Origin of the sequence: Streptomyces sp. NPDC001401 (assembly GCF_042895385.1) — a bacterium.
GTDB lineage: Bacteria > Actinomycetota > Actinomycetes > Streptomycetales > Streptomycetaceae > Streptomyces.
Window position 1 is genome coordinate 374,967 of record NZ_JBIAWI010000002.1, and the last position, 22,917, is coordinate 397,883.

General features: G+C 71.1%; 19 protein-coding genes. 4 read left to right on the forward strand and 15 right to left on the reverse strand.

Annotated elements, in window-relative coordinates; translation table 11 throughout:
• Position 1: 1 nt before the first annotated feature.
• Entirely contained in the window at positions 2-424 is a 423-nt protein-coding gene (locus tag ACFY10_RS09355) for an acyl-CoA thioesterase (protein ID WP_390664453.1), read from the forward strand.
• A gap of 40 nt (positions 425-464) precedes the next feature.
• Here ACFY10_RS09355 and ACFY10_RS09360 read toward each other — a convergent pair whose 3' ends face one another.
• From ACFY10_RS09360 to ACFY10_RS09425, 14 genes are read right to left on the reverse strand one after another with little or no spacing between them, the layout of a single operon-like run.
• Positions 465-1,646 carry an NAD(P)/FAD-dependent oxidoreductase gene (locus ACFY10_RS09360; protein WP_390664454.1) on the reverse strand — a complete coding sequence of 394 codons (1,182 nt, stop codon included), beginning with the start codon at positions 1,644-1,646 and terminating at the stop codon, positions 465-467.
• 46 nt (positions 1,647-1,692) lie between these two features.
• Positions 1,693-2,754 (reverse strand): LLM class F420-dependent oxidoreductase, encoded by a 1,062-nt coding sequence (locus tag ACFY10_RS09365; RefSeq protein WP_390664455.1) that lies wholly within the window; start codon positions 2,752-2,754, stop codon positions 1,693-1,695.
• The gene (locus ACFY10_RS09370; protein WP_390664456.1) at positions 2,754-3,665 is read right to left on the reverse strand and encodes an alpha/beta hydrolase; all 912 of its coding nucleotides are present in this window, start codon (positions 3,663-3,665) and stop codon (positions 2,754-2,756) included. The genes ACFY10_RS09365 and ACFY10_RS09370 overlap by 1 nt, the downstream gene beginning before the upstream one ends.
• A gap of 30 nt (positions 3,666-3,695) precedes the next feature.
• Complete coding sequence (gene fabG, locus ACFY10_RS09375; RefSeq protein WP_390664457.1) at positions 3,696-4,442, reverse strand: 3-oxoacyl-[acyl-carrier-protein] reductase; 747 nt, start codon at positions 4,440-4,442, stop codon at positions 3,696-3,698.
• Between the two features lie 2 nt (positions 4,443-4,444).
• Complete coding sequence (locus ACFY10_RS09380; protein ID WP_390664458.1) at positions 4,445-4,714, reverse strand: acyl carrier protein; 270 nt, start codon at positions 4,712-4,714, stop codon at positions 4,445-4,447.
• Between the two features lie 43 nt (positions 4,715-4,757).
• Complete coding sequence (locus tag ACFY10_RS09385; RefSeq protein ID WP_390664459.1) at positions 4,758-5,555, reverse strand: SDR family oxidoreductase; 798 nt, start codon at positions 5,553-5,555, stop codon at positions 4,758-4,760.
• Complete coding sequence (locus ACFY10_RS09390) at positions 5,552-6,526, reverse strand: beta-ketoacyl synthase N-terminal-like domain-containing protein (protein ID WP_390664460.1); 975 nt, start codon at positions 6,524-6,526, stop codon at positions 5,552-5,554. Before ACFY10_RS09390 ends, ACFY10_RS09385 begins: the two co-directional genes overlap by 4 nt.
• Complete coding sequence (locus tag ACFY10_RS09395; protein WP_390664461.1) at positions 6,523-7,740, reverse strand: beta-ketoacyl-[acyl-carrier-protein] synthase family protein; 1,218 nt, start codon at positions 7,738-7,740, stop codon at positions 6,523-6,525. Before ACFY10_RS09395 ends, ACFY10_RS09390 begins: the two co-directional genes overlap by 4 nt.
• Positions 7,737-8,705: a beta-ketoacyl synthase N-terminal-like domain-containing protein gene (locus tag ACFY10_RS09400; RefSeq protein WP_390664462.1), complete on the reverse strand. Its 969-nt coding sequence runs from the start codon at positions 8,703-8,705 to the stop codon at positions 7,737-7,739. The genes ACFY10_RS09395 and ACFY10_RS09400 overlap by 4 nt, the downstream gene beginning before the upstream one ends.
• The gene (locus ACFY10_RS09405; protein WP_390664463.1) at positions 8,702-9,841 is read right to left on the reverse strand and encodes a beta-ketoacyl-[acyl-carrier-protein] synthase family protein; all 1,140 of its coding nucleotides are present in this window, start codon (positions 9,839-9,841) and stop codon (positions 8,702-8,704) included. The genes ACFY10_RS09400 and ACFY10_RS09405 overlap by 4 nt, the downstream gene beginning before the upstream one ends.
• Positions 9,838-11,367 carry an AMP-binding protein gene (locus ACFY10_RS09410; protein ID WP_390664464.1) on the reverse strand — a complete coding sequence of 510 codons (1,530 nt, stop codon included), beginning with the start codon at positions 11,365-11,367 and terminating at the stop codon, positions 9,838-9,840. The genes ACFY10_RS09405 and ACFY10_RS09410 overlap by 4 nt, the downstream gene beginning before the upstream one ends.
• Positions 11,321-13,516: a beta-ketoacyl synthase N-terminal-like domain-containing protein gene (locus ACFY10_RS09415; RefSeq protein ID WP_390664465.1), complete on the reverse strand. Its 2,196-nt coding sequence runs from the start codon at positions 13,514-13,516 to the stop codon at positions 11,321-11,323. Before ACFY10_RS09415 ends, ACFY10_RS09410 begins: the two co-directional genes overlap by 47 nt.
• Entirely contained in the window at positions 13,516-13,764 is a 249-nt protein-coding gene (locus ACFY10_RS09420) for an acyl carrier protein (RefSeq protein ID WP_390664918.1), read from the reverse strand. The genes ACFY10_RS09415 and ACFY10_RS09420 overlap by 1 nt, the downstream gene beginning before the upstream one ends.
• Positions 13,764-15,014 carry a 3-deoxy-7-phosphoheptulonate synthase gene (locus tag ACFY10_RS09425; protein ID WP_390664466.1) on the reverse strand — a complete coding sequence of 417 codons (1,251 nt, stop codon included), beginning with the start codon at positions 15,012-15,014 and terminating at the stop codon, positions 13,764-13,766. Before ACFY10_RS09425 ends, ACFY10_RS09420 begins: the two co-directional genes overlap by 1 nt.
• 321 nt (positions 15,015-15,335) lie before the next feature.
• Here ACFY10_RS09425 and ACFY10_RS09430 point away from each other — a divergent pair, with 321 nt between their 5' ends.
• Positions 15,336-17,237 carry an anthranilate synthase family protein gene (locus ACFY10_RS09430; protein ID WP_390664467.1) on the forward strand — a complete coding sequence of 634 codons (1,902 nt, stop codon included), beginning with the start codon at positions 15,336-15,338 and terminating at the stop codon, positions 17,235-17,237.
• Between the two features lie 13 nt (positions 17,238-17,250).
• Here ACFY10_RS09430 and ACFY10_RS09435 read toward each other — a convergent pair whose 3' ends face one another.
• The gene (locus ACFY10_RS09435) at positions 17,251-17,865 is read right to left on the reverse strand and encodes a Uma2 family endonuclease (protein WP_390664468.1); all 615 of its coding nucleotides are present in this window, start codon (positions 17,863-17,865) and stop codon (positions 17,251-17,253) included.
• Between the two features lie 292 nt (positions 17,866-18,157).
• Here ACFY10_RS09435 and ACFY10_RS09440 point away from each other — a divergent pair, with 292 nt between their 5' ends.
• A complete protein-coding gene (locus ACFY10_RS09440) occupies positions 18,158-19,237 on the forward strand; it encodes a lytic polysaccharide monooxygenase (RefSeq protein WP_390664469.1) in 1,080 nt (359 codons plus the stop codon).
• A 371-nt stretch (positions 19,238-19,608) separates the two neighbouring features.
• On the forward strand, positions 19,609-22,881 hold the full coding sequence (locus ACFY10_RS09445; RefSeq protein ID WP_390664470.1) for a GH92 family glycosyl hydrolase: 3,273 nt from the start codon (positions 19,609-19,611) through the stop codon (positions 22,879-22,881).
• The last annotated feature ends 36 nt before the right edge of the window (positions 22,882-22,917 follow it).

Here is a 22,917-nt window from a genome sequence, read left to right on the forward strand (position 1 = left end):
CATGTCAGACCTGTTCACCGTGAGAGTGACCGTTCGCGCCTACGAGACCGACGCCCAGGGACACCTCAACGGAAACATCTATCTGCAGCATGCCGAGCACGCACGCTGGGAACTGCTGAGGGCCGCCGGAATCGAGCAGAACGCGCTGCTGGCAAAGGGCGTCGGCCCGATCAACCTGGAGAGCACCATCCGTTACCGCCGGGAGGTGGTCGCGGGTGACGAGGTCGACATCACGTGCGCCTTCATCTTCGGGGAGGGCAAGTCGTTCCGTGTGGAACAGACCTTCAGCCTCCCCGACGGCACGCTGGTGGCCGAGGTCTTCAACGTCGGCGGGCTGCTCGACCTGAAGGCCCGCAAGCTGGTCGCCGACCCGGCCGAGTACTTCCGCTCGGTGGCCACCGACCCCGGCGTGTTCGGCCTCTGACCCGGTTTCGCCGGGCCGCCGCGGGCGGCCCGGCGGTCCGTCACACCCGGGCACGTTCCCGCCATTCCGGCGTGATCAGCTCACTGGACGGACACGCACCCGACACGGTCGAGAAGAACCGCTCGACCATGACCGGATCGTCCGCGATGGCACGCAGCAGCCCCAGCCTGCGCAGCGGCTTGAGTTCGGCCACGGCCAGGGTGTCCTGGTAGCCGTCCATGAGCAGTTCCTGGTGCCCGCGGGCGTATCGGGCGAGGGCGGCGTCCAGCAGGGGCCGGTCCTGCAGATCGTCGCCCACGCCCTCGGTCAGGGCCGTCGCCTGCCGGAACGCGTCGGTGATGCCCTTGCCCGTGATCGAGTCCTTGTGGTGCGCGGCGTCCCCGACGAGCGCCCAGCCCGGGCCCGCCGCCTGCCGGAAGAAGTTCCGCTGCTCGCCGGTGCCGTAGATGCGCTCCTCCTGGGTGGCCGAGGCCAGCCGTTCTTCGAGGCCTGGCGCGACAGCGGCGACATTGCGGAGGTAGGCACGCCTGACGTTCGCGCGAACGGTGTCGAAGTCGGACTGCGGGAAATACGTTCCCACGAGCGTCAGCCCGTCGTTCGTGGGAACGAAACCCACCCATCGGTCCGTCGACTGGTACACCTCGAAGCCGGTCGGCAGACCGGACCAGAAGGTGTAGTAGGCGCACGTCATCAGGGGGTCCTCGAAGGCCACAGGGGCACCGGCCAGGGCCGCCGTCCTCGAGCGCATGCCGTCCGCGCCGACGACCAGCCGGGCGCGCTCCTCGGACCGCCCCGTCGCCGTCCTCAGGCCGACCCCCACCACTCGGCCGTCCTCGAAGAGCAGGTCGTCGACCGTGCACCCCTCGCGGAACTCGGCGCCCGCCGCGACGGCGGCCTCGGCGAGGATCGGGTCGAGCAGGTGGCGGCGGGGCGCATAGGCGGCGCGGATCCCGTCGACGGGCCAGGAGCAGCCGTCCAGCCGTACGTCCGCCACCTGGTAGCCGTGCCGGTCCATGGGAGGACAGCCGGTCCCGGCGACCGCCTCGAGCAGGCCCCAGCGCTGCAGATGGGCGACCCCGGGCTGGTGGATGTAGAGGGTGGACATGGTGTCGCGGGGAAACCGCGCCTTGTCCACCATCAGCACGCGATAGCCGGCCTGGGCGAAGAGCATGGCCGTCGGGGCTCCGGCGCAGCGCGCGCCCACCACTATGACGTCGTACACGAGGGGTGTCCTTTCCCAGGCGGGTCGGTGCGCGGCAGAGCGGGCGTCACTCGGCGACTCCCGACTTCTCGAACGCCTCGGTGAGTGCGCGCAGTTCACTCAGACCGTCGCCGCCGTGCTCGGGAAAGACCATCGCGGACAGCGTGGTCACCCCTGCCTCGGCGTAGGCCCGCAGGCCGTCGGCGATCCGCTCGACCGGGCCCAGCAGACAGGTGCGTTGTAGGAATTCCTGCGGTACGGCGGCGGCCGCCTCGCGCGGTTTTCCGGCCAGGTACAGCTCCTGCACCCGGCGGGCGGCATCGCCGTAACCCAGCTGTACGGCAAGGCTGTTGTAGAAGTTCTGTTTGCGTGATCCCATGCCGCCCAGGTAGTGCGTGGTGTACATCCGGACCCGGTCCGCGCACTCGGCGAGGTCGTCGCCCACCACGACGGGGACCGCCGCGACGACGTCGAACCCGGTGAGGCCGAGGCCCCGCTTCTCCCGTCCGGCGCGCAGGTCCGCCAGGTGCCGGGCGCCGTGCTCGGGCTGGAAGAACACCGAGAGCCAGCCGTCCGCGATCTCACCGGCGAGGGCCGTGTTCCGCGGCCCCACGGCCGCCAGGTACACCGGAACGTCCTTGCGCAGCGGGCGGGTTCCCAGGCGCAGTGCCTTGCCGGGCCCGTCCGGCAGCGGCAGCCGGTGATGCTCGCCGTCGTAGGCGACGTCCTCCCGGCGCAGGGCCAGGCGCACCACGTCGACGTACTCGCGGGTGCGGGCCAGCGGCCGGTCGAACCGGGCGCCGTGCCAGCCCTCCGAGACCTGCGGTCCGGAGACACCCAGACCTAGCCGGAAGCGCCCCTCGGAGAGGATGTCGAGGGTGGCCGCGGTCATCGCGGTCATGGTCGGGGTGCGGGCGGGAATCTGCATCACCGCGGTGCCGAGCCCGATCCGGGTGGTCTGCGCGGCGAGCCAGCCCAGCAGGGACACCGCGTCGGAGCTGAACACCTCGGCCGTCCACACCACCGAGAAGCCGAGCCGTTCGGCTTCCCGTACCTGGAACGCGGAGGTCCTGGGGTCGGCGCCGGCGCCCAGGGCGCCGAGGTAACGGAGGTTGAGGCCCAGTCGCATCAGCGGACCGCTTTCGTGGGTTCCAGACAACGGTTGAGGAAGTCGAGGACGGTCGAGGTGTACCGCTCCTTGTCGGTCCACATCGCCCGCAGATGCCGCGCGCCGGGCACGACCAGGGTCTCGGCGCGCGGATAGGGACGTGCCAGCCGCACGATCTCCTCGGCGGGTACGACGGGATCCGTGCCGCCGGCGATGAACAGCATCGGAGTGGTGGCGTAGACCGGGCTTCCGGGCGCCGGTGGCCAGTTGCCCGATCTGCCCATGGTGAGGTGGTTGAGCAGGCGGAACACGCGCTCGACCACCGGCCGGGCGGGACCTGCCCGCATGGCCTCGGGCACCGGCAGCAGCCCCGTGCGCAGCAGGTTCGGCGAGACCGCGGGCGGGTCGCAGGCCGGACCGCTGTCGCACACCAGCGCGTCCACGGTGCCGTCCAGATCGGCGAGCGAACGCAGCATGGCGAAGGACGACAGCGAGAAGCCGTACAGCACCAGCCGCGCGCCCGCGAACTCCGGCAGCGACCGCACATGGGCGGCGGCCGCGACGGCGTCCTCGGCGAAACGCCGGTCGAAGCCGCCGAAACTGCGGTCCCGGGAGCTGTCGCCGTGGTTGCGGAAGTCGAACAGCAGCACCGTGTACCCGGCCTGATGGAGAAAGCGGGCGTACGGCAGACTGCGCGACTTCTCCAGCCCCAGACCGTGGCCGAGGAGCACCACCCGCCCGGGGTCCCCCCGGCACAGCCAGCCGCTGAGCCGGATGCCGGAGGGGGCGACGGCGATGGTGATCTCCTCGGCGCGCAGACCGAACTGGTCCGGCCTGCGCCGCCCGGTGGGCGGGGGCGGGTGGAACGCCGCGTAGGCCGCCCTGGTCGCGACCAGGGGCGCGGCGCACACCGCCAACAGCTTCTTGCTCACAGGACCTCCTCGCAGGGGGGGCGTACGCGCTCAGACGACCAACCCGCCGTCCACGCCCAGTACTTGACCGCTGATGTAGCCCGCGCGGCCGGAGACCAGGAAGGACACGAGATCGGCGACGTCGTCGGGGGTGCCGAAGCGGGCCAGCGGAATCCGCTCGAGGATCCGCTCCTTGGAGGCATCGGCCATGGCCGCCGTCATGTCCGTCTCGATCAGCCCGGGCGCGACCGAGTTGGCGCGGATCCCGTACCGGCCGCACTCCTTGGCGAGCGCCCGGGTGAAGCCGATGATGCCCGCCTTGGAGGCCGAGTAGTTGCTCTGGGTGGCGCTGCCGTGGACCCCGGCGACCGAGGACAGCGTGACGATCGCCCCGGTGCGCCGCTTCATGAAGGAGAAGATCGCCGCCCGGCAGACGTTGTAGGTGCCGTCCAGGTTGGTGGAGACGACGTCCCGCCACTCTTCGTCGGCCATCCTCACCAGCGGGTTGTCGCGGGTGATGCCGGCGGAGGTGACCACGGCGTCCAGCGGCCCGAGTTCGGACTCCGCGGCCTCCACGAAGGCGCGGACCGCAGCGCCGTCGGAGACATCGACCCGGCGGGCCAGCACCCGCGCGCCTGCCCCGGCCGCCTCCTTCACCACCTGTTCGGCGGCCTTCTCGTCGGACCGGTAGCAGAACGCCACGTCGAAGCCGTCCCCGGCGAGCCGGTTCACCACGGCCCGCCCGATACCCCGGGAACCGCCCGACACAAGGGCGACCGGACGAAGGCTGTCCGACATCGTCACTTCCCCCCGGCGAGCTTGGACTCGACCAGGCCGCGGACCTGGAGCAGGGTGCTGAGCTCCTTGAACTCGGACTCGGCGACCTTGATGCCGTACCGCTTCTCGAGATGCACGACGATCTCCAGCGCCATCAGCGAGTCCACCTGGAGGTCGTCCGCGAAGTGCGCCTCGTCGGTGACCTCCTCCTTGGGCAGTTCGAGGGCGTCGGCGACGATCGCGCGCAGTTCGTCGAGGTCGAGGGCGGTGGTGGATGCGGTGTTCTCGGACATGGGGGTTCCTTTCGTGAAGTGTTGTGAGAACAGGGAGGGTTGGTCAGGCGGTGAGGAGTTCACCGCCGTCGACGCCGATCACGTTGCCGGTCAGCCAGGACGAACTGCTCATCGACAGCAGCACGATCGCCTCGGCGACGTCCTCCGGCTCGGTCAGCCGCCCGTGGGGGTTGCGGGCGCGGCACGCGTCGGCGTACGCGGCACTGCCCGGGATCTTCTCTAGGGCGGGCGTCAGAGTGGTGCCGGCGCGCAGCGCGTTGACCGCCACACCGCGCGGGGCCAGTTCGACGGCCAGCTGCCGCAGGTGCGCCTCCAGCGCCGCCTTGGCGGCCGACACGGCGCCGTAGCTGTCGAGGACCTGTGTGCTGCCCGCACTGGTCATGCCGTAGATCTTCGCCCCGCGGGGCAGGAGTCCGGCCGCCACGAGGTCCTGGGTCCAGTACACGAGGCTGTGGGCCATCACATCGACGGTCATCGCCAGCTGCCTCGGCGCGATCGTCCCCTGCTCCGGGGAGGCGGACACGAACGGCAGCAGTGAGCCGAACGCCAGGGAGTGCAGGACGATGCGCACCCCTTGCTGGCCGGCGAGTTCGGCGGCCTTGGAGACCACCTCGGAGCGGGTGGAGGCGCTGGCCGCGTTGAGGTTGAAGAAGTGGCCGGACACTCCGAGGTCGCGCAGTTCGTCGGCGAACTTCGCCGCGGCCTCGGCACCGTCGGAGGTGTCGAAGTGGACCCCGATGATGTTCCCGCCCCGTTCCGCGAGGGCGCGTGCCGTGGCCCGTCCGAAGCCACTGGACACACCCAGGACGAGGGACCAGGATCCCCGGATCTCAGTAATCATTGCCAACTCCCGTGCAGCTGAGGGTGGTTGTCGGGAAAGGTCGTCAGTCGCGCGAAGGCCACGTTGCCCTCGGCCGCGGCGGTGACGACGACGTGTTCGGGGCCGTCGTCCCCGGTGGCGAGCCGTGCGACCAGGTGGCGCATCGGCGAGAGACAGCCGGGTCGGGCCGGGGAGACGGACACCGTCGCCGCCTTGCCCGCCAGCCAGTCCGAGACGGCCCGGCCCGTGGGCGAGTCGTCGAGCACCGCCTCCACGCGGTCCGGCCGCGGCCCGTCGGCGGTCAGCGCCGCCCACGTGTCGTCGAGCACGTCGGCGGGCTCGACGCCCGGCGGCAGGAAGGCGCTCAGGACCCGGCAACTGCCGTACGCGGCCGGATCGGGCGCCCCCCTGCTGCGTGCGCAGACCAGGGCGACGGCACCGATGTCGCTGTCCTCGGCGCCCGGCTCGGCGCTCGGCAGCGCCTCCTCGGTCGCGCCGACGACGAGCAGGTCGGCCCTGCCGCGGGCGAGGGCGCGGGCGCCCGCCTGGACCGCGTCGAAACCCGCGGTCCGGGGCGAGTTGGTGGTGAGGGTGAAGCCGTGGACCGTGTGTTCCACGGCGAGCCGGGACGCGAACAGGCTCATCGCGAAGTAGGGGGCGGTGATCGGACTGATCGCGTCCGCGCCCTCCTCCAGGATGCTGTGGTCCTGGTCCTCCATCAGCGCCATGCCGGCGTTGTTGGTGCCGACGACGACGCCGCGCCGCTCGGCGGGGACCGCCTCCTGCGGGTCTCCCGCGTCGTCCAGGGCGTTGCGGGTGGCGGCCAGCAGGTACTGGCAGGCGGTCGGCAGGCGTTTGTAGCCGCGTCCGGTCAGCGCGGTCACCACGTCGAACCAGCCGGGTGCGGGCGTGTCCGGCACTGTCCGGGCGTCGGCGGGCTTGTCGGCGCCGGGCAGTACGACACCGAGGCCGAGTACGTCGAGACTGATCACGGGGCTCCTTCCGGGCCGGTCAGCACGAGCGAGACGTTGTTCCCGCCGAACGCGTAGGCGTTGACCAGGACGGCCTTCTCCGCCAGCGGGACGGGCTCCTTCTGCGGAAGCCACACCGGGCACTCGGGGTCCTGTTCGTCCAGGGGCGCGTTCGCGGGGACACTCCGGTGGTGCACCAGCAGTGCTGCCGTCAGAGCGCCGAAGGCTCCGGCGACCCCCGCGGTGTGTCCGATCAGCCCCTTGAGGCTGAACAGCGGCAGCCGGTCACAGCGGTCCTCGAACACCTCGCGCAGCACGCGCGCCTCGACGGCGTCGTTCAGCGGGGTGCCCGTGCCGTGCGGGACGACGGCGCCGACGTCCTCGCCGCTCAGACCGGCCTCGTCGAGTGCCCGGCGGATACTCCGGGACGCCTGGCTGCCGCTGGGGTCGGGGGCCGTCGGATGGTGTGCGTCGCAGCTCCACGCGGCGCCCGCCACCTCGGCGTACGCGGTGGCTCCCCGGCGCGCGGCGTGCTCCGCCGATTCGAGTACGAGCATGGCGGCGCCGTCGCCGAAAAGAGTGCCCTGCCGGTGCAGATCGAACGGGCGGCACCGCTCGGGATCCAGCGCCCCCAGCCGGTTGAAAACGCCCATGCCCACCCGGGTGACGCCCTCCGCACCCCCGGTGAGGACGACCTCGGCCTCGCCGCCGCGGATCATGTCGGCGGCGACCGCGACGGCGTAACCGCTGGCCGCGCAGGCGTTGCCGACGCTCGTATTGCCGCCGCCGGCCCCGAGCGCCGCGCCGACGGCGGCCGCGGTGAGCGTCATCGGCGACCAGGCGGCGCCCTCGGCGACGGACGTGACACCGGCCCGGCGGCTCTCGTGCCACCCCGCGTTGCCCATCTCGACGCCCAGGACGACGGCAAGGCGGGCCCGCGTACGGGTGTCGAGCCCGGCGTCGGCGACGGCCTGGCGGGCGGCGGCCACCGCCATCCGGGGACCGGCCGCCAGGGTCGAGCCGGCCAGCCGGGCCGGCTCCGCGGGCACCTGGTCCGGCGCCACCAGGTACATCAGCCGGTTGGCCATCCGGGCGTCGGGGTCCGGGACGGTCGCGGGGGTACCGCCGCCGGCCAGCAGACCCGCCCAGAAGGCGTCAACACCCGTACCCAGACAGGAGATCGAGCCCATGCCGGTCACCACGACCCGGCGCCCGTCGTCGCGTCCCGGGGTCATGGCGCCGCACCGATGCCGGTGAGCAGCAGCGCCGCCGCGGCGTCGTCCGCCGGGGATCCGCCGCTGGTCGTCAGGACCGAGCCCGAGCCGCCCCGGCCGAGGTGCGCGACGCCCGCCGCGCACTGCAGCACACCCAGCGCTCCCGAGCAGTGACCGAGCCGGGCCGTGAGATCCAGCGACGGCACCGCGTCGGCGTCCGGGGCCACGTCCGCCGCGGTCTCCTCGGCGGTGAGCCACAGCCCGACGGGCGCCGCGTCCGCCTTCAGGACCTCGGCCACCGCGGTCCGCAGATCCGAGGCCCGGGCCACCTCGGCCAGCGCCGCGAGCGGCCGGGCCGACCGGGCCCGGGCGTGCGCGGCCGACTCGACGACCAGGGCCGCCGCACCGTCGAGCACCGTCCGGCCCGAGCCGTCCGACAGCAGGCGGGCCACCGGTTCGGTGTCCGGTTCCACACCGATCACGACGGCCACCTCGGCCCGCCGGACCGCGATCAGGTTCCGCGCCCAGTACAGGGCGTCGGTGCCGCTCGTCGGGCCGTTGCACACGGTGACGTTCGGTCCGCGCATGCCGTAGCGGATGGCGATCCAGCCGGCGATCACATTGCTGGACGTGTGCGGCAGCCCCAGCGGGCTCAGCCCGGTGACGGTGTGTTCGGCGATGATGTCGGCGAAGTCGCAGACGCTGTCGAGGTTGCCGAAGTTGGTGCTGACCACGACGGCGGTGGCCGGCGCGGATCCGCCGTACGTCCCGTCGTCCGAGAGCAGGCCCGCCTCCCGCAGAGCGGGTTCGGCGGCCCGCAGCGCGAGCCGTGAGGCGCGGTCCTTGTGCCGCATCTCCCGGCCCTTCAGCCCCGTGGCGGGGTCGAACCCGCCGTCGCCCGACGGCGGTTCGAGCAGATCCCGCGCCCCGTCGAGGCCCGGGACGGCGAGCCCCACACCCGTGATCACGGCGGTCTCGGGCGTCATGACGCTCCCTTCTCCAGCACGGCCACCGCGTTGATCCCGCCGAATCCGAAGGCGTTGACCTGCGCGGTGGACAGTTCGGCGGTGGCCGCCCCGTCGCGCACCAGACGCAGCCCGGACGCCTCCTCGATCGGGTTCTCCAGCCCGAGGACCGGCGGTACGACACCGCGGTGCAGCGCGAGAGAGGCCATGACGAGACTCAGCAGACCGCTGCCGCCCAGGGTGTGACCGGTCATCGACTTGATGGCCGTCAGCAGCGGATCGGCGCCCGTGCCTGCGAACACGCGGGACAGCGCGGTCGCTTCGGCGGCGTCGTTGAGCTGGGTACCGCTGCCGTGCAGCATCACCAGGTCGATGTCGTCGGCCCGTACATGCGCCCGCCGGTAGGCGTCCTCGACGGCCGCGGCGATGGTGGTGGGGTCGGGCGCGGTGGGATGGCTCGCGTCGCAGTTCATGCTCACCCCGCGCAGCACGGCATGCGCACCGCCGGGCCGGGCCCCCGACCGCTGGACGACCACGGCGACGGCTCCTTCGCCCATGAGCATGCCGTTGCGTGCCCGGTCGAACGGGCGCAGCGCCAGGGGCGATTCGTTCTGCACCCGGTCCAGCACCCCGTAGGCGCTCTCGGTGATCGAGTCGGCGCCCGCCACCACGACCGTGTCGGCCAGGCCCAGTTCGATCATGTCGGTGGCCATGCCGAGCGCGTACAGCGTCGCCGCGCAGGCGTTGGCGAAGGTGTACGTCCGCGCCGTCCCGAACCGTTCGTGCAGCGCGGTCCCGAAGTGCAGGTCCGACGGGGCGAGCTGGGTCTTCTCCCGCCACCACAGCTCGGCCGAGCGCTGCTCGCGCAGGGTCGTGCCGACGAGCACGGGGTACGCCTCCGCGTTCTCCTCGAGTCCGGCGTCGGACAGGGCCTGCGCCACCGCCGTCTCCAGCCAGCGGGTGGCGCGCAGCGGACGGTCCGCCCCTGAGCCGTCGCGGTCGTCGATCTCGTAGGCGTGCCGGGCGCGGTAGTTGTCGACGTCGAAGGCGCGCAGCTCGGAGAGGCCGCTGCGTCCCGCGCAGAGCGAGTCGAAGATGTCGTACGGGTTCTCGCCGATCGCGGCGACGGCTCCGATGCCCGTGATGTCCCAGCTCATCGGCGACCCGCCGATGCACGCAGCTGGTGCCGGGCCAGCTTGCCGGTGGAGGTGACGGGCAGGGCGTCGATCACCTCGATGCGGGAGGGCCGTTTGAACAGGGCGAGTTGCCGGCGTATCGACGTCAGGACCGCCTTGCGCACCGCGGCGTGGTCGGCCCCGGCCACCGGTACGGCGTAGACGACGGCCTGTTCGAGGCCGTTCTCGTCGGTGGCGGCCACCACTGCGCACTCCGCGACCTGCTCGGTCTCCCGGACCACGGTCTCGATCTCCGCCGGTGCGACCTTGTAGCCGCCCAGGTTCAGCACGTCGTCGGCGCGGCACAGGTGCCAGATGTCGCCCTGCTCCGTACGCCGGACGATGTCACTGGTGAAGGCACCGCCCTCGGCGAAGGTCCGACGCGTCGCCTCGGGCCGGTTGAGGTAGCCGAGGGCGACCGAGAAGCCCGAGATGTGCAGCCGCCCCTCGGTCCCGTCGGGCACCGGGACCCCGTTGTCGTCCCGGACCGTCACCTCGGTGCCCGGGACCGCACGGCCGGTGGCGCCGGGCACGATCGCGTCCGGCGGGGTCGCGACGACGATGTGCAGGGCCTCGGTGGCGCCCAGCCCGTTGACCAGCGGCACGTCGAAGGTGCTGGTGATCCGCTGGTGGAGGTGCTCGGGGCAGTGCTCGCCCGCGGTGACGGCGAGTCGTACGGAGGCGAACCCCTCGGCGCCGTGGCTCGCGGCGAGGGCCAGCAGTGCCGCGTACATCCGGGGCACCGAGAAGAACACGGTCGGACGGTGCCGTCGCAGGGTGCTGGAGACGACATGGGCATCCACGCTGCCGCGCAGCAGGACGGTCCGGGCGCCCGCCGCCAGCGGGAGCAGCACCGAGTTGCCGAAGCCGTAGCCGAAGGACAGCTTCGCGGTGGACAGGACCACGTCGTCCCGGCGCAGCCGCAGCAGGCTGCCGACTCCGGCGAGGACCGCCTCGATGCCCGCCGCGGAGTGCAGGACGCCCTTCGGCGAGCCGGTGCTGCCCGAGGTGTACTGCACCAGCGCCGCACGGTCCGTCGGCCACTGGGCCGGCGCGAGCGCCGCCTCCGGCCGGTGCACGCCCGTCCGGTCACCGGCCGTGAACACGGCCCTGACCCCGTCCCCCGTGGTGCATGTGAGGGAGGTGAACTCCTTCTCCAGCGCCTGCTGTTTGGCCGTAGGGGCGTCGAGGTGCGCGAAGCCGGCCTCGCAGTCCGCTGCCATGAAGCGGATCTCGGCGTCCGACAGTACGGGGCTCACCGGTACCGGCACGCACCCGCTCCACCACAGCCCGAGGATCACGGCCACGGTCGCCACCGAGTCGTCGGCGACCACCAGGGCACGGGTGCCGGGCGCCACGCCCAGTTCCCGGAGCGCACCGGCGTAGCCGCGCGCCGCGTCGTGCAGGGCCGTATAGGTGACCTCGCCGACGTCGGGGTCCACGTAGCAGACCCGTTCTCCTTCACCGGCCGCCAGGTGCGTGCCCAGCAGCCGCTCGATCAGATCCATTACCGACTTCCCCTTTGCCAGATGACTTCTGCGAGATGACTTCGATGGCGACGGCATTGCCGGCCCCGACGGCCAGCACGAGGACGCGAGGATTCGCCGCCCCGCCACGACGGGCCGTCATGGCGGCCGCGGCCGCCAGCGCCGCGAATCCGCCCGCCGCGCCGAGGTCTCCCCAGCGCGACTCCACGTCCAGACAGGGAGCGCCGCACAGGCGCGACACCAGGGGCGCGGGGGTGTGGGAGCCGGGGGCCGCGGACAGGACGACCCGCCGGGGCGGGCCGGTCATGCGTTCCAGGCAGTCGCCGATGAACGGGGCAGGGTCGGCGCCGACGCGGGCCCGGTGCAGCAGCCGTACAGCGGTGCCCGCGTCGCCACCCGGGTCCCGCTCCAGTACGACGCAGGCCGCGCCCCCCGACCGGTCGGCCCCGCCGGAACGCAGGGCCGAACCGCCCACCAACACCCGTGCGCACTGGTCCTGTTGGAGCATCCGCACGGCTTCGGCCACGGCGTGCGCGCCGGCGTCCTGGGCGCCGGTGAGATTCAGATAGGGGCCCTGGAAGCCGTACCGCACGGAGACCGCCGTGACCGGTCCGGTGAACGCCGACCGCGCCGCGCGCCGCGGTAAGACCCGAGCGGGGCCCAGCACGGGAATGTCGGCGCAGGTCTGCGCGAATTCCTGGAGGCCGGCTGTGGAGCCGGCCCAGACCGTGCCGGTTTGTGATCCCTCGGGCATGTTGAGGCCGTGGAGCGCACTCGTGACGGCGGCCAATGCGTGCTGGGTTTCGTCGTCGGTGCGGGGATCCTGCGGGGCGGGTTGTACGGGGATCAGGCTGACGCCGAGTGCGGTGATCCGTATGTTGGCCGTCGGTCCGCTGCGGGTCTGTTGTGGCTGGTCGCGCCCCGCGGCGGAGCCGCAAATCGATGCAGCCCCGCGCCCCTTTGGGGCGCTCAGCACCAGCGCGGACACCCCGCCGCCCAGGCCGAAGGCAAGGCTCGCCACGAGGTCTACGGGGGCCGTGCGGCCCTGTGGTGGGACGAGGTCGACGTCCGCGCATGCGGGATCCGGACGCCGCAGTGTGGCGTTGCCCGGGATCCTTCCGGCGGTCAGGGCCTGTACGGCCACGACCGTCTCCAGTGCGGCGGCGGCGCCCTGGGTGTGGCCGAGGGACCCCTTGAGGGACGACACGACGGGCTGGCGCGCGGGGGTGCCCAGGGCCGTGGCGATCGCCCGTGCCTCGACGCCGTCGCTCGCCGGGGTCCCCGTTCCGTGGGCGCACACCCAGTCCACCTGGTCCGCGGTGCGTCCGGCGTCCTTCAGACAAGTGGTGAGTGCCTCGATGAGGGCATCACCGGTGGGCCGGGGCTGCGTCAGATGGAAGGCGTCCGCGGCGGACGCATGCCCGAGCAGCACGGCCCGGGCCCGGCCGCCCCGGGCGGCGCAGTGTTCCGCGCTCTCCAGGACCACCACGCCGGCCCCTTCGGCCGGCAGCATTCCGCGCCGATCGGCGTCGAAGGGGCGTGCCACGTCCGGGGCGAGGGCCCGCAGGGCGGTGAACATGGCGAAGACCTCCTGCGACAGTTCCTCCGCCCCGCCGCAGACCGCCACCTCGACCTCGCCGGCCGCGATCGCGGCGGCACCGCGGGAGACGGCGTCCCCGCCCACCGAGCAGCCGGAGGCGAGCAGGACCATGGGACCGTCGACGGTCACTACCGCGGGCACCAGGTCCAACAGGCGCTCCGGCTCGGCCCATTCGGTACCGACGGGTGTCAACCCCGTGTCGTCCAGCCCGCGTTCGAGCAGCGGGCGCGTGCCCATGACGGTGCCGACGAAGACCCCGGTACGGCCCGGCGTCCGACTGGGCACGAGCGCCGCGTCCTGGACTGCTTCGGCCGTCGCGGCGGCGAGATAACGAGCCGCGCGCGAAGGGTGCCGGGGTACCAGACGATCGAGCTGGGGCAGGCAGGACAAGGGGACTTCACCGGCGTTCCGCGCCGGGTAACGGGACGTGTCGAACCGCGTCACCGGGCCGGTCGCCACGCGGCCGCCGGACACCGTCTCCCACAGCGGGGCGCTCCCGATGCCCGCCGGGGAGACGGCGCCGACGCCGGTGACCACGCACTCCCCGGGGCCGACGGCGAGGTGTGCCATCAGCTCACCACGCCCTTGGCCCGCAGCAGGGCGAGTGCGGCCGAGACGCTGCTCAGCTCCGCACCCTCCTCGGCATCGACGGGCACACCGAACTCCCGCTCGATCCGCACGGCGATCTCCACCTTTTCCAGCGAGTCGGCGGCCAGATCGTCGTAGAAAAGCGAATCGGCCTGGATTTCCGTCATATCGATCTCGAGAACCGCGGCCACGATTTCCCGCAGCCGGTCGCAGGCGGCATGAGTCCGCATCACGGGCACGGGACGGATTCCTCTCGCTCCTCTTGTTCCTCTCGATTCCATGATTCGGCGACGGCCAGCGCCTGGCGCATGTTCAACCGGGGGTCGCACAAGGTGGTGTACGGCCCGTCGCAGTAATCGAGTTGCGAAGCGTCGGGCAGGCATTCGGCGACGTGATCCGGAGTGGCTTCCAGATGAAGACCGCCCGGATGCAGACCGAGATCACCGAGCACTTCCCGGAATTCTCGGACCTCCTGTGTGACGGAGGAGAGCAGGCGTGTTTTACGGCCGTTCGTGGCACGCACCGTATTGCCGTGCATGGGATCGCACAGCCAGACGACGGGGTGGCCCGCGGACCGTACCCGGGCGGCGAGCCGGTGGAGGTGCCCGGCTGCCCGGCCCGCCCCCGTACGCGCGATCAGAGTGAGCCTGCCGGGCTGCCGGGCCGGGTCCAGGACCTCGCACAGCCGCAGCAGTTCGTCCTCAGTCATACCGGGCCCCACCTTGCAGGCCACCGGGTTGTTCACCGCCGCCAGCAGGCGCACATGCGCGCCGTCCGGCCGGCGGGTGCGGTCCCCGATCCAGGGCCAGTGTGTGGAGGTGAGGAGCAGCCGGCCGTCCGTGTCGCGACGTAGCTGCGGCACCTCGTAGTCGAGGACAAGGGCTTCGTGGCTCGTCCACACCGGCGCGCCGAATCCGTCCTGCTGCTTGCGCAGGAACGCCGTCGCGGCGCCGGCGGCCTCGTGGCAGGCCAGCAGTCGCAGGGGGTCCGGCCTGCGGCTTTCCGCCGTGGCCTGTGGGCCGTTGACGAGATGCCCGCGGTAGACGGGCAGTTCGGTGCCGTCCACCCGCTCCGTGGGGCTGGACCGGGGCTTGCCGAACTGGCCGGCGATACGGCCGACCCGGATCACCGGCAGGCCGGTGCCGACGCGCATGACACCGGCCAGGGCGTCGAGCAGCCCGACCTTGCGGGTCAGCGGGCCGGGCGCGCAGTCCGCCGGGTCCTCGGCACAGTCCCCGGCCTGGATGACCTGACGCCGCCCCTCGGCCACTTCGCCGAGCAGCAGCCGCAGCGCTTCGGTCTCGTCCGCGTCGATGAGTTCCGGGAGCGTTGCGAGATCCCTGGTGACTTCGGCGAGAAGCCAGTCGTCGGGCCAGTCGGGCTGTTGCAGGGCCGGCAGCGACCGCCACGAAGTGATTTCGTGCTCGGACAGCCTGGCGTGCGATTCGGTGAGACCGGTCCAGCTTATGGCGACGTTCATGAGGCAACGGACCTTGTCGAATGCCCGCGCAGCAAAATCAAGGTTTCTCCATGGAGTCGTCGGAGTCGTCGGTCGGCTGTCGAATCAGCGACGTTTCCGTCCCCGGATCGAAGCGGTGGACGAGTTCCGACTGTAGTCCGGCGCGCGGCCCATGAGGCTACTCGTGTGAGCAGTCCAGATTCGTTGACAAGGCTGCTCGACCCGCTCTTCATTACTCGAGTGAGTAGTGGTGGGCGGACCGGCCTCGATGCCAGAATCGTCGGACCGAAGGGGCAGAGCCGATCATCACCCGTTCCGTCGAATTCCCGATGGGGAGCCATAGTGAGCGAATTTGATATTGCCCGCCTCGACACCCTGTTCACCCCGGAAGCACCCCCGTTCGCCCTGCTGCACCGCCCCTTTTCGGCCGGGCACGACCGGGTGGAGATCCTCGTGGGCGACTGCACCGAGATACCGACCCTCGCGGAGCTTCCGCTGCCTCAGGAACCGGCGGGGGCCGGGCACGAGATGGTCGTACTCGTCCCCTACCGGCAGATAGCCGAGCGTGGGTTCGCGCACCGGGACGACGACGCGCCCTTGCTGGCGATGACGGTCCGCGAACAGAGCACCATGGATGCCCGCACCCTGCTGGAGCGGATTCCGGACCGTCCGCCGGAACTCCTGGACGAGGCCTTCGACTTGGACGACGAGGCCTACAAAACCGTGGTCCGCAGGATCCTCGACGAGGAGATCGGCCGGGGCGAGGGCGCGAACTTCGTCATCAAGAGGTCGTTCGCGGCCACGGTCGAAGGCCCTCCGACGGACGCCGCACTCACGGTGTTCCGCCGACTGCTCGCGCACGAGTCGGGGGCCTACTGGACCTTCCTCGTCCATACGGGCAACCGCACGCTCGTGGGCGCCACCCCGGAGCGGCACGCCAGCCTGCAGGCCGGAACCGTGCTGATGAACCCGATCAGCGGGACCTACCGGCATCCGCCGGCCGGACCCACGGTGCCGGACGTCCTGCGCTTTCTGGCCGACCCCAAGGAGACCGACGAGCTCTACATGGTGGTCGACGAGGAACTCAAGATGATGGCGCGGATCTGCGAGCCCGGCGTCCGGGTCGTCGGCCCCCACCTCAAGGAGATGACCCGCCTCACGCACACCGAGTACCTGCTGACCGGCCGGAGTTCACGGGATGTCAGGGAGATCCTTCGGGAGACCATGTTCGTCCCGACGGTGACCGGCAGCCCGCTGGAGAACGCCTGCCGGGTCATCAAGCGCCACGAGGCCGAAGGGCGCGGCTACTACAGCGGAGTCCTCGCCCTCGTCGGCCGCGACGACTCCGGCGCCCGCCGGCTCGACTCGTCCCTGCTCATCCGCACCGCGGACATCTCGGCCGACGGCCGGCTGCGGATCGGCGTCGGAGCAACACTGGTCCGCCACTCGGACCCGGACTCCGAGGTGGCCGAAACTCACGCGAAGACGGCCGCCCTGCTGGACGCCGCGCGCGGCACGCACACACCCGCCGGGCACCATGCCGACGGCGCCCCCGCCATCGCCCAACACCCCGAGATCCGCCGGGCGTTGGCCCAGCGCAACCGCACACTGTCACGTTTCTGGCTGGAACCCCCCGGCGCGGTCGACTACCACCGGGAGGAACTCACCGGCCACAGCGTGCTCGTGGTGGACGGCGAGGACACCTTCACCGCGATGCTCGGCCACCAACTGCGCGCCCTGGGTCTCCTCGTCACCGTCCGACGCTTCGACGAGCCCTACGAGACCGACGACTTCGACCTCGTAGTCATCGGCCCCGGACCCGGAGACCCACGGGACCGCAGGGCCCCCAAGATCGCTGCACTGAGCCGTACCGTGCACAGGCTGATCGAGGAACAACGCCCCTTCCTGGCGGTCTGCCTGGGACACCAAGTGGTGTGCCGCGAACTGGGCCTCGAACTGATCCGCAAGAACCCGCCCAACCAGGGCCTGCAGCAGGAGATCGACCTGTTCGGCCGCCGGACCCGAGTCGGCTACTACAACTCCTTCGCTGCCCTGTCCGCCGACGACCGCTTCGAGGACGTCGAGGTCTGCCGCGACCGGGAGACCGGAGAGGTCCACGCACTGCGCGGGCCCCACATCCGCTCGCTGCAGTTCCATCCGGAGTCCCTGCTGACCGAGGAGGGCGTGTCGATCCTCGGCGACGAACTCACGGCACTGCTCCCGGCGGCCGTGCCGGTCCGTTGAGCCCTCGCCCCGGTCAGAATCCGACGAGCGCCTCGAGATCGATCTCGACGGGGTACGGCAACTCGGTGACGAGCTTGTCGTGGTGCACCGGATGCATCGGGGCGGGGATGTACGAGCGAGTGTCCGCGTTGAGCCAGTACTCGTGCACCGCGAGCTTCTGGTCCCGGCCGAGTTCCACGCGCCAGTAACAGGGGACCTTGTGTGCGGCAAAGAGGGCAGGCTTGCGCACTCGGTCGTCCTGGCGGGAGCCGGGCGAGACAACCTCCACAACCAGGGAGACCTTCCCCACCGGAACACACTCGACCTCGAAGAAGTTCAGCTTGCGGGGGTCAAAGACGATCACGTCGGGCTTGGGAGTGTTCTGATCATCGACCATCACGCATTGCTCGGCGACGACCTCGTACGGCTGGGTACGCGCCGCCTCCAGGGCGGCTGCGAGCTTGTCCCGCACGCGGTTGTGCCAAAACTTGGTCTGTCCTCGAACCACGATCCGTCCGTCCACAAGTTCCCAGTCAAAGGGCAGCTCCAAGTCCTTGACCTGGTCGAAGGTCCAGCCGTCGGCCGGCGGGAACATCCAGGTGTCCTCGGTGGCCCGTCCCTGCTGGGGTGTCGTCATCACTGCTCCCATGGACGCCAGTGTGGAAGCCGATACGCGGCGTGATCGTACGTACGAAGGTACCTTCACCTGAAGCGGCGATGCCACGGCGCACGTTTGACGCGCGTCGCGCCCCCGCCACGCCATACAGCCCACGCGCCCCCCGTTTACAACCGACCCAACCGGCGCTACCTTCCCCCACACGCGGGGTGGGAGCGCTCCCATATGGCGACGGACCGGAACCCGCCGCCCTCGGGTCGCTCCCACTCCGCTCACCTCCGCACACCCGCACCCGTATGGCCGTAGCTGAAGGAATGTATCTGTCATGATCCTGACAAGTCTGCGCCGACCGGCGCGCCGATTAACGCCCCCCACCCGAACCCTCTTCCTCATCCTCGTCTCCCTCCTCGCCACCCTCCCGGCCCTCGCCCTCGTCATCACGGCAGGCGGCAAGGCCGAGGCCCACGGCACCCCCATGAAACCCGGCAGCCGCACCTTCCTGTGCTGGCAGGACGGCCTCACCAGCACCGGTGAGATCAAACCGGTCAACCCGGCCTGCAAGGCGGCCCAACAGGTCAGCGGCACCACGCCGTTCTACAACTGGTTCTCCGTGCTGCGTTCCGACGGCGCCGGCCGCACCCGCGGCTTCGTCCCGGACGGCCAGCTGTGCAGCGGCGGCAACCCCAACTTCACGGGCTTCAACCTCCCACGCAACGACTGGCCGCTCACCCATCTCACCTCGGGCGCGACCGTCGACTTCTCGTACAACGCCTGGGCGGCGCACCCGGGTTGGTTCTACGTCTACATCACCAAGGACGGCTTCGACCCGACGAAACCGCTCACCTGGGACGACATCGAGGACAAGCCCTTCCTCACCGTCGACCACCCGCCGCTCAACGGCACCCCGGGCACGGTCGAGGCCAACTACTCCTGGACGGGGCAGCTTCCGGCCAACAAGTCCGGGCGGCACATCATCTACATGGTCTGGCAGCGCTCGGACAGCGCGGAGACCTTCTACTCCTGCTCCGACGTCGTCTTCGACGGCGGCAACGGCGAGGTGACGGGCATCCACGACCCGGGCGACCCGACCGACCCCGTACCGGGCAAGTGCGAGGCCACCCGCAGGACCACCAACAGCTGGAGTGGCGGCTACCAGTCCGAGGTGACCGTCACCAACACCGGCGATGTCCCGATGCTGGGCTGGATGGTCGACTGGACACTGCCGACCGGCCAGAAGGTCGACAGCCTGTGGAACGGCAACGCGACCTACAACGGCCAGGACGTGATGGTCCACAACGCCGACTGGAACGGTTCGCTGGATCCGGGGAAGAGCACGACCTTCGGATACGTCGTCGCGGGCGACGGCGGTGATACGGCGACGATCCTGCCCTGCCAGGTCGGCTGAGAGTCCGTTCACGGGCTCTGCACCGCCGCTCTGGGCGGACCCGGTGGCGCGGTGGGACCGTCCACCGGGTCCGCGAGCCGGTGCAGGCCGGGGGAGTACCTGCCCGGGTGGTGCGGGCTTGTGATGCTGCTGGCTTGTGGCGACGCCGCGATGCGACGACAACGTTGTCGATTGGTCTACACAAGACTCTACCGCGTCAACGGACAACGCTGTCAAACCAGTTGACCTTCCCCGCAGACCCGTGCGGGTGTCCCTCCCGCGCGCCCCCGCCCCGCAGGCACTCTTTCGTGGTACCCGTGGCGCACGCTACTGTCCCTGCGGCTTGTGCGACCCGTGGTGCGCGACCCGTCCGAAGGAGGAGGGGCCGCGTCATGCGTTTCCGTCCTACGTCCTTGCTGCTGGCCGCAGTTCTCGCGGTCGGCGGTGCCACCCCCGCCCTGGCGGCCACCGCCGCCCCACCGGACCTCGTCCGGGACCCGGCCTCGTACGTCGACCCGCTCATCGGCACCAAGAGCGGCGGCAATGTCTTCCCGGGCGCCGTCACCCCGTTCGGGATGCTCTCCTGGAGCCCTGAGAACACCAGAGGCGACGCCACCCGCACGGCCGCTCCCGGCGGTTACCAGTACGACGCCACCCGCATCCGCGGTTTCAGCCTCACCCACATGTCCGGCACCGGCTGCGCGGGCGGCAGCGGTGACATCCCTTTCTTCCCGTACGCCGGTGAGGTGACCTCCTCGCCCGCGAGCGACACCAAGGACGCCGTGTACGCGTCCGACTTCAGCCATGCCGACGAGACGGCGGAGCCCGGCCACTACAAGGTGGGGCTCGCCTCCGGTGTCACCGCCGACCTCACGGCGACGGCCCGGACGGGCTCCGGCCGCTTCACCTTCCCGGCCGACAAACCCGCCTCCCTTCTCATCCGCACCGCCAACTCCGAGGTGGGCTCCACCGATTCGACGGTCCACATCGACCCGGCGACCCGCACCGTGTCCGGCTCCGTCACCTCCGGGGACTTCTGCGGCTACCTCGACCCCGAGGGCCAACGCGCCTACTACACCCTCTACTTCACTGCCCGCTTCGACCGCGCCTTCAAGGCGACCGGCACCTGGCAGGACGACAAGCTCAGCCCAGGGTCCCTCGAAACGTCCGGCGGTACCGGCGGATTCTCCGGCGGCGGGCGGCCCGTCGCCGGCAAGGGAGCCGGCGGCTACGTCGAGTTCGAGCCCGGCGCCGACCCGGTGAACGTCAAGGTCGGCATCTCGTACGTGAGCCAGTCGGGCGCCGAGGCCAACCTCGCCGCCGAGAACCCGCCGTACCGCTCCTTCGACTCGGTCCAGGACGCCGCCCGCCGCGCCTGGCGCGACCGCCTTGACGCGGTCCGGGTCGGCGGCGGCACCGAAGCCGGGCGCACCACTTTCTACACCGCGCTCTACCACGCCCTTCTCCACCCGAACGTCATCAGCGACGCCGACCGCAGATACCGCGGCAGCGACGGCAAGGTGCACACGGTCGCGCGCGGCCATCAGGCCCAGTACGGCACCTTCTCCGGCTGGGACGTCTACCGGGACCAGGTGCAGTTGCTGACCCTCCTCAGCCCGCGCACGGGCTCCGACATCGCGCAGTCGCTGTATGAGCTCGCCCAGCAGAACGGCGGCATCTGGGACCGCTGGCTGCACGGCGCGAGCGGCACCCACGTCATGAACGGCGACCCGTCCCCGACCGCCCTGGCCGGCATCCGCGCCTTCGGCGGCACGGACTTCGACCTGCACGGCGCGTTGGACTCGCTCGTGAAGGCGGCCACCGTACCCACCGGACAGGACCTCTCGTCGGCCGGGAAGCCGGTGCTGTCGGTCGGCCAACGGCCCTCCCTCGACAAGTACTTGAAGCTGCACTACATGCCGTCCGTCTCCAACGCCTGGGGCGGCGCGGCCGAGACGCTGGAGATGTCCGGCGCCGACTTCTCACTCTCCCAACTGGCCGCGGAGGCAGGGGAGAAGGACACGGCGGCCGCCTTCGCCAAGCGCTCCCAGTGGTGGCAGAACAACTTCGACATCGCCGCCGACGCGACCGGCGGCTACATCGCCAACCGCAAGGCCGACGGCAGCTGGGTCACCGGCTTCACGCCGTCGACCGGCAACGGCTTCGTCGAGGGCACGGCGGCCCAGTACACGTGGATGGTGCAGCACAACCCTGCCGGTCTGTTCGCCGCCATGGGGGGCCGGGACAAGGCCGTGGAACGTCTCGACGCCTTCTTCCACGACAGCGACGGCAACTGGGCCTTCACGGGCAGCGGCGGCGACAAGTCCGAGCTGGACAACGAGCCTTCGATCAACGTGCCTTACCTGTACGACTATGCGGGCGCCCCGTACAAGGCGCAGGAAACGGTCCGTGCGGCGATGCGGCAGCTCTGGTCCACCGAACCCGCAGGCATCCCCGGCAACGACGACCTCGGCGCGATGTCCTCCTGGTACGTCTTCTCCGCGCTCGGCATGTACCCCCAGGTGCCCTCCCGCGCCGAACTCACCCTCGCCTCACCGCTGTTCCCCCGCATCGAGATCGACCGGCCCCACGGCAACGACATCTCCATCCGCGCGGAGGGCGCCGCCGCAGACGCGCCGTACATCCACTCCCTGAACGTCAACGGCCGTACCAGCGAACGCCCTTGGCTCCCGGCCTCCTTCGTACGGGACGGCGGCAGGCTCGACTACACGCTCTCCGGCACGCCGGACAAGGAGTGGGGCAGCGACCCCTCCGACGCCCCGCCCTCCTTCCGTGCGGGCGAGCAGCCGTACCAGATCGGCGTCGGTCCGACCACGGCGACGATCGCACCGGGCGGGAGCACGAAGGTCGGCATCCGTGCTCTGTCGATGAGCGGGGGTACCGGGCCCGAGGTGCGTTTCAAGGTCGAGGTGCCCGAAGGGATCACCGCAACTCCGGGCGAAGGAGCGGTTGTTGACGGCTCACAGGAGATCACCATCGGCTCGGCCAAGGACATGAAACCGGGCTTCTACGACGCCAAGGTCACGGTGACCTCGGGCGACACCTCGTACGAGCAGCCCGTCGCCCTCACCGTCGCCGCGCCCGGCACCCTCCTCGCCGCCTACAACAACACCGGCGTCTCGGACGACGAGGGCGACCACGACGAGGCCGACTACGACGGCGGCGGCTGGAGCTACTCCCGCCAGGCCCTCGCGGCGGCCGGGCTCACCCCGGGCGGGCAGGGCACGGTCGACGGGCTGACCTTCGCCTGGCCGGACTCGCCGAGCGCCCGCCCGGACAATGTGTCGGCGGACGGCCAGACCGTCGAACTGGCCGATGCGGCAGGCAGGTTGTCGTTCATCGGCAGCGCGGTCAACGGCAACCAGCAGACCAAGGCCACCGTCACCTACACCGACGGAACCACCGACACGATCGACCTCTCCCTCACCGACTGGACCGTCGGCGGAGGCGGCGGCACCGTCCAGTACGGCAACGAGGTCATCGCCAAGACCGCGTACCGGAATGTCGCCGGCGCGGACAAGGACCCGGTGGCGACGTACGTCTTCGCCACCAAGCCGTTCGCGGCACCGGACGGGAGGACGATCGCGAGCGTGAAACTGCCGCAGGACACGGACCTGCATGTGTTCACCCTCGCGACCGGGTGACTTCAGTAAGCAACCTTCGGGGGCCGCGTCACGCTC

Bases quoted from the DNA above. Each gene is read 5' to 3' on its own strand.
- fabG (WP_390664457.1), bottom strand. From the start codon at position 4,442: ATGTCGGACAGCCTTCGTCCGGTCGCCCTTGTGTCGGGCGGTTCCCGG.
- ACFY10_RS09425 (WP_390664466.1), bottom strand. From the start codon at position 15,014: ATGAACGTCGCCATAAGCTGGACCGGTCTCACCGAATCGCACGCCAGG.
- ACFY10_RS09410 (WP_390664464.1), bottom strand. From the start codon at position 11,367: ATGGATCTGATCGAGCGGCTGCTGGGCACGCACCTGGCGGCCGGTGAA.
- ACFY10_RS09365 (WP_390664455.1), bottom strand. From the start codon at position 2,754: ATGCGACTGGGCCTCAACCTCCGTTACCTCGGCGCCCTGGGCGCCGGC.
- ACFY10_RS09435 (WP_390664468.1), bottom strand. From the start codon at position 17,865: ATGGGAGCAGTGATGACGACACCCCAGCAGGGACGGGCCACCGAGGAC.
- ACFY10_RS09440 (WP_390664469.1), top strand. From the start codon at position 18,158: ATGATCCTGACAAGTCTGCGCCGACCGGCGCGCCGATTAACGCCCCCC.
- ACFY10_RS09445 (WP_390664470.1), top strand. From the start codon at position 19,609: ATGCGTTTCCGTCCTACGTCCTTGCTGCTGGCCGCAGTTCTCGCGGTC.
- ACFY10_RS09415 (WP_390664465.1), bottom strand. From the start codon at position 13,516: ATGGCACACCTCGCCGTCGGCCCCGGGGAGTGCGTGGTCACCGGCGTC.
- ACFY10_RS09420 (WP_390664918.1), bottom strand. From the start codon at position 13,764: ATGCGGACTCATGCCGCCTGCGACCGGCTGCGGGAAATCGTGGCCGCG.
- ACFY10_RS09385 (WP_390664459.1), bottom strand. From the start codon at position 5,555: ATGATTACTGAGATCCGGGGATCCTGGTCCCTCGTCCTGGGTGTGTCC.
- ACFY10_RS09355 (WP_390664453.1), top strand. From the start codon at position 2: ATGTCAGACCTGTTCACCGTGAGAGTGACCGTTCGCGCCTACGAGACC.
- ACFY10_RS09395 (WP_390664461.1), bottom strand. From the start codon at position 7,740: ATGACCCCGGGACGCGACGACGGGCGCCGGGTCGTGGTGACCGGCATG.
- ACFY10_RS09400 (WP_390664462.1), bottom strand. From the start codon at position 8,705: ATGACGCCCGAGACCGCCGTGATCACGGGTGTGGGGCTCGCCGTCCCG.
- ACFY10_RS09405 (WP_390664463.1), bottom strand. From the start codon at position 9,841: ATGAGCTGGGACATCACGGGCATCGGAGCCGTCGCCGCGATCGGCGAG.
- ACFY10_RS09380 (WP_390664458.1), bottom strand. From the start codon at position 4,714: ATGTCCGAGAACACCGCATCCACCACCGCCCTCGACCTCGACGAACTG.